This is a genomic window from Devosia sp., assembly GCF_034675085.1.
Taxonomy (GTDB): domain Bacteria; phylum Pseudomonadota; class Alphaproteobacteria; order Rhizobiales; family Devosiaceae; genus Devosia.
Genome location: NZ_JAUCDN010000279.1, coordinates 1 through 4,254 on the forward strand (window position 1 = coordinate 1; position 4,254 = coordinate 4,254).

A 4,254-nucleotide genomic window follows, 5' to 3' on the forward strand; every position below is an offset into this window, starting at 1 on the left:
CGCCCATTGCCGCCTTGAAGGGCGAGATGATGTCGCCCATGACATATTCGGGCGCGTCGTGAAGCAGCGCCTGACCCTGCGCGACGGCACTGCTCTCGGGGTTGGAGGCGCGAAAAAGCTCGAGCACCAGCACCGAATGCTGGGCTACCGAAAAGGGATAATCCCCCGCCGTCTGGCCGTTCCAGCGGGCAACGCGGGCCAGCCCATGGGCGATGTCGGACAGCTCGACATCGACGGGAGAGGGGTCAAGAAGATCGAGCCGGCGGCCCGACAACATGCGCTGCCAGGCGCGTTCGCGCAGACGTGACATCAAGGGTCTCGGGTTAACAGACTGTTAGCATCGAGACTAACCAAACCACCCCCGATTCGACAGTCGGGTAACGCGCGCTACGCCTCGGGCGCAGCCTCGCCAAAGGCATAATCGGCCCAGACGGGCAGGGACAGGGAGACGGGGTGGTCGGCCACGGTGGCGGCGGCCGGATCGGTGATGCGGTCGAGCCGCAGGATGGCGACGGCCTTGCCATCGACGACCTGACCGATTTTACCGGCCTCGCGCTCCCCGGTGATAACTGGTGCGCCGGCCTCGGCGCTTATGACCGAAACCACGACCGGGCGGCGGCGGGCGGTGCCGCGATGCTTCATGCGCGAGACCACTTCCTGACCGACATAGCAGCCCTTGGCAAAATCGATTCCCTCCAGCAGGTCGAGCCCGATATCGTGGGCGAAGACATCGTTGGCGGGGAAATCGGCGCCCTGCTGGGCAATGCCGGCAGCGATGCGGATGCGGTGGTAGCCGGTATCGTCGGCCTGCCAGGCGGCGGCGGCCTCGACGGGCGCGAGAAGGCGCCAGCCCAGGGCGACGGGGCCGGCCCGGTCCAATTGGCAAGAGACGGCGCTCACCGGTTCGGCGGAAAAGCCGACGCGCCAGCTTTCCCGCAAATCCTCGATCTCGACGGCGGCGCGCAGGCGGTAAAGCCGCATGCGCTTGAAGAAATCATCGGCTACGGACACATGGACATCGACCCAGAGGGCGTCGTCCTGCCAGCCGACCAGGCCCTCGGCCAATATCTTGCCCTGCGGGGATAGCAGCGCCCACGGGGCGGCGGGGCCGGCCTCTGCCGGTACGTGCCCGGTCAGCACGTCGTTGAGCAGCTTATGGGCCTCAGCGCCCGAAAACCGGAACAGGACACGGTCGGCGCGCAACTGGATGGACATGATCTTCTCGGCTTCCCGAAGGGGCGGACATGGCCTGTCGCATTTCCGAGGCGCAAAAGCGTTACCACTTTTTCTGGAAACGCTCTAAACCGGCCCGGACAAGCACAGGGTGGGACTATGGACATGGCGCAGTATGACATCATTTTCAAGAATGCCACCGTGGTCAATCACGATGGCGAGGGTGTCGCCGATATCGGGGTGACCGGCGGGCGCATCGCCGGGCTGGGAAGCCTGGGCGACAGCGCCGGGCGGGTGGTGGACTGCACGGGGCTGCATATCCTGCCCGGCGTCATCGACACGCAGGTGCATTTCCGCGAGCCGGGGCTGACGCATAAGGAAGATCTGGAATCGGGCTCGCTGAGCGCGGTGATGGGCGGGGTGACCGGCGTTTTCGAAATGCCCAACACCAATCCGCTGACCACGACACGCGAAACCTTCGAGGCCAAGATCGCCGCCGGAACCGGCCGCATGCATTGCGACTTCGCCTTCTATATCGGGGGCACCCACGAGAATGTGGGCGAGTTGGCGGAATTGGAGAAGCTGCCCGGCTGCGCCGGCATCAAGGTGTTCATGGGCTCGTCCACCGGCTCGCTGCTGGTGCAGGACGACGCCGGGGTGGAGGCGATCCTGCGCGCCATTTCGCGCCGCGCCGCCTTCCATTCGGAAGACGAATACATGCTGAAGGAGCGTGAAGCTCTGCGCGTTCCGGGCGATCCCTCCAGCCACCCCGTGTGGCGCTCGCCGGAGGTGGCGCTCAATTGCACCAAGCGCCTCGTGGCGCTCGCCCACAAGACCGGCAAGCGCATCCATGTTCTGCATATCTCCACCGCCCAGGAGATGGTGTTCCTGGCCGACCACAAGGACGTCGCCAGCGTCGAGGTGACGCCGCATCACCTGACGCTGGACGAAACCGCCTATGAGCGCCTGGGCACCTATGCGCAGATGAACCCGCCGGTGCGGGACAAGGCGCATCGCGAGGGTATCTGGAAGGGCGTCGCCAATGGCGTCGCCGATATTCTGGGCTCGGACCACGCGCCGCATACGCGGGAAGAAAAGGACCATGCCTATCCCGACAGCCATTCGGGCATGACCGGGGTGCAGACGCTGGTGCCCACCATGCTCGATCACGTCAATGCGGGACGGATGAGCCTGCAACGCCTCGTCGACATGACCAGCCATGGGCCCAATCGCCTGTTCGGCATCGCCAATAAGGGGCGGATCGCGGTGGGGTATGACGCCGATCTGACCGTGGTGGATTTGAAGCGCCGCGAAACCATCACCAATGACTGGGTGAAAAGCCGCGCCGGCTGGACGCCCTATGACGGAGTGAGCGTGACCGGCTGGCCGGTGGGCACGGTGGTGCGCGGCCATGTGGTGATGTGGGATGGGGAACTGGTGACGAGCGGTGTCGGCCAGCCGATGCGGTTTCTGGAGGCGCTGTAGGGGTTGGGTGAGCGGGTGTTTGGCTCTTGCATTCGGGCCCCCGACACCCCCTCCCAACCTCCCCCGTCAAGGGCAGGGCTATCGCATATGGGTTGCGGCACGATAGCGCCGCACCCGCCGGGCGGTACCTCCCCCTTGACGGGGGAGGTTAGGAGGGGGTGCCGAGAGCCCGAATATAGGGGCTAAACGCCCCCCACCCTTGATCCCTCCCCGCAAGGGGGAGGGAGACGACTGAGCCACCTGTGACGATCAGTTTTTCATATGCGATAGCCCTGCCATCAAGGGGGAGGTGCCCCTTTGTGGATGGGGCAAGATGGTGCCGGAAGCGCTGAGCCACACCCCCCCCTTGATGGGGGAGGTTGGGGGGTGCGGGGTTCGGCGCAAGCGGAGGTGTGGATTGCCGGGACGAGCCCGGCAATGACGATGGGTGGGCCTTATTGCAGCACGCGTTCCAGATTATACTCCCCGGCGCGGATGCGCTCGGGGAGTTGGGCAACCAGGTCGGCGGTGGCTTCATCGCCATGCAGGCGCACAAAGGTGGCCAGGGCGGCAAAGAGCGAGGCGTGGGCGAGGGCGGCGCTGTGGACCCCATCATCCTCGGCGCAATTCCACGCTTCGGCCAGGTATTCGAGCGCCAATTGCCGCTCGCCATGCTCGCGGTCGAACAAGGTCTGGCCCGGGCCGGAAACGAACATGGTCTTGCTTGAAGTCATGGCGCGGAATTAGCACGCATGGCCATGGCGCGCGCGGGGGAAGTAACCCGAAGGTTAACGCCGTATTTGCAATTCGACCAAGGCCACAGGCTCACTCGGCGTAGCGCGTGTGGATCTCGCGGGCGGTCTTTTCGGCTTCCGCCAGCAGGCGCCGCAGGGCCTCGCGCGCCGTGGGCGTGCAGGCCCGGTGGAAGCGCGAATAGGCGGTGTAGCCCTGGTTGAAGGCGCCGGCGAGGCGCTGGCGGCGGTCGTCATCGGGCTGGTCCAGCGTCAGCAATTCCTCCATCTGGGCGCGCCAGTCCTCGCCCGGCCCGGTGCACAGGGGCTGGAGGAAATAGAGGCTCCCCATGATCTCGGCCAGCCGCTCGAGCTGCCGCTGATACAGCGGGTCGATCGCCTGGGCGGGGGCGCAAAGGCCCGCCAGCATCGCCGCAAGGGCGAGGGATTTCCACAGCCGCGCCATCATCGCTTCCGCAACCTCGTTCCGGCTTTCCTTATCACTGTGCGGCCAGAACTGCGAAGGCCTTCGCGAGCACGTCATCGAGGCGGCTGGTGGTGCGCAGGGCGACCAGCGCCGCCGGATCGATCCATTTATGATCGGCCACCTCGTCGGACGGCCTGATCTGGCCGGAAAAATCGCCCGTGGCGAAGACGGCCAGCCGAAAAGCCTCGTCGCGCCCCAGGGCCTGCACCAGCACCGGGCGCGGATTGCGGATAGTGAGCCCCACCTCCTCGGCCACTTCGCGAATCGCGCATTGCTCGATGGTCTCGCCCGGATCGAGACGCCCGCCGGGCAGCGTCCATAAATGCTGATAGGGCGCATAGGCCCGCTTGATGAGCAGCACCTTGCCCCCACGGATGATGGCGACGCTGGCGGCATTGG

5 protein-coding genes and 1 pseudogene are annotated in these 4,254 nt (G+C 65.8%); 1 reads left to right on the top strand and 5 read right to left on the bottom strand.

Annotated elements, in window-relative coordinates; genetic code table 11:
* A pseudogene (locus tag VDP82_RS14620) lies at positions 1 to 310 on the bottom strand (hydrolase); the annotation flags it as partial.
* 77 nt (positions 311 to 387) lie between these two features.
* Positions 388 to 1,215, bottom strand: coding sequence for a folate-binding protein (locus VDP82_RS14625; protein WP_323015572.1), 828 nt, complete (start codon positions 1,213 to 1,215; stop codon positions 388 to 390).
* A gap of 123 nt (positions 1,216 to 1,338) precedes the next feature.
* Between VDP82_RS14625 and VDP82_RS14630 the strand changes: the two genes are divergently transcribed.
* A complete protein-coding gene (locus VDP82_RS14630; RefSeq protein ID WP_323015573.1) occupies positions 1,339 to 2,658 on the top strand; it encodes a dihydroorotase in 1,320 nt (439 codons plus the stop codon).
* A gap of 434 nt (positions 2,659 to 3,092) precedes the next feature.
* Here VDP82_RS14630 and VDP82_RS14635 read toward each other — a convergent pair whose 3' ends face one another.
* The 3 genes from VDP82_RS14635 to VDP82_RS14645 all read right to left on the bottom strand — a co-directional run.
* Positions 3,093 to 3,371 carry a hypothetical protein gene (locus VDP82_RS14635; RefSeq protein ID WP_323015574.1) on the bottom strand — a complete coding sequence of 93 codons (279 nt, stop codon included), beginning with the start codon at positions 3,369 to 3,371 and terminating at the stop codon, positions 3,093 to 3,095.
* 91 nt (positions 3,372 to 3,462) lie between these two features.
* The gene (locus tag VDP82_RS14640; RefSeq protein WP_323015575.1) at positions 3,463 to 3,834 is read right to left on the bottom strand and encodes a TIGR02301 family protein; all 372 of its coding nucleotides are present in this window, start codon (positions 3,832 to 3,834) and stop codon (positions 3,463 to 3,465) included.
* 34 nt (positions 3,835 to 3,868) lie between these two features.
* Positions 3,869 to 4,254: NUDIX hydrolase (locus VDP82_RS14645; protein ID WP_323015576.1), on the bottom strand; the 386-nt coding region annotated here is incomplete at its 5' end.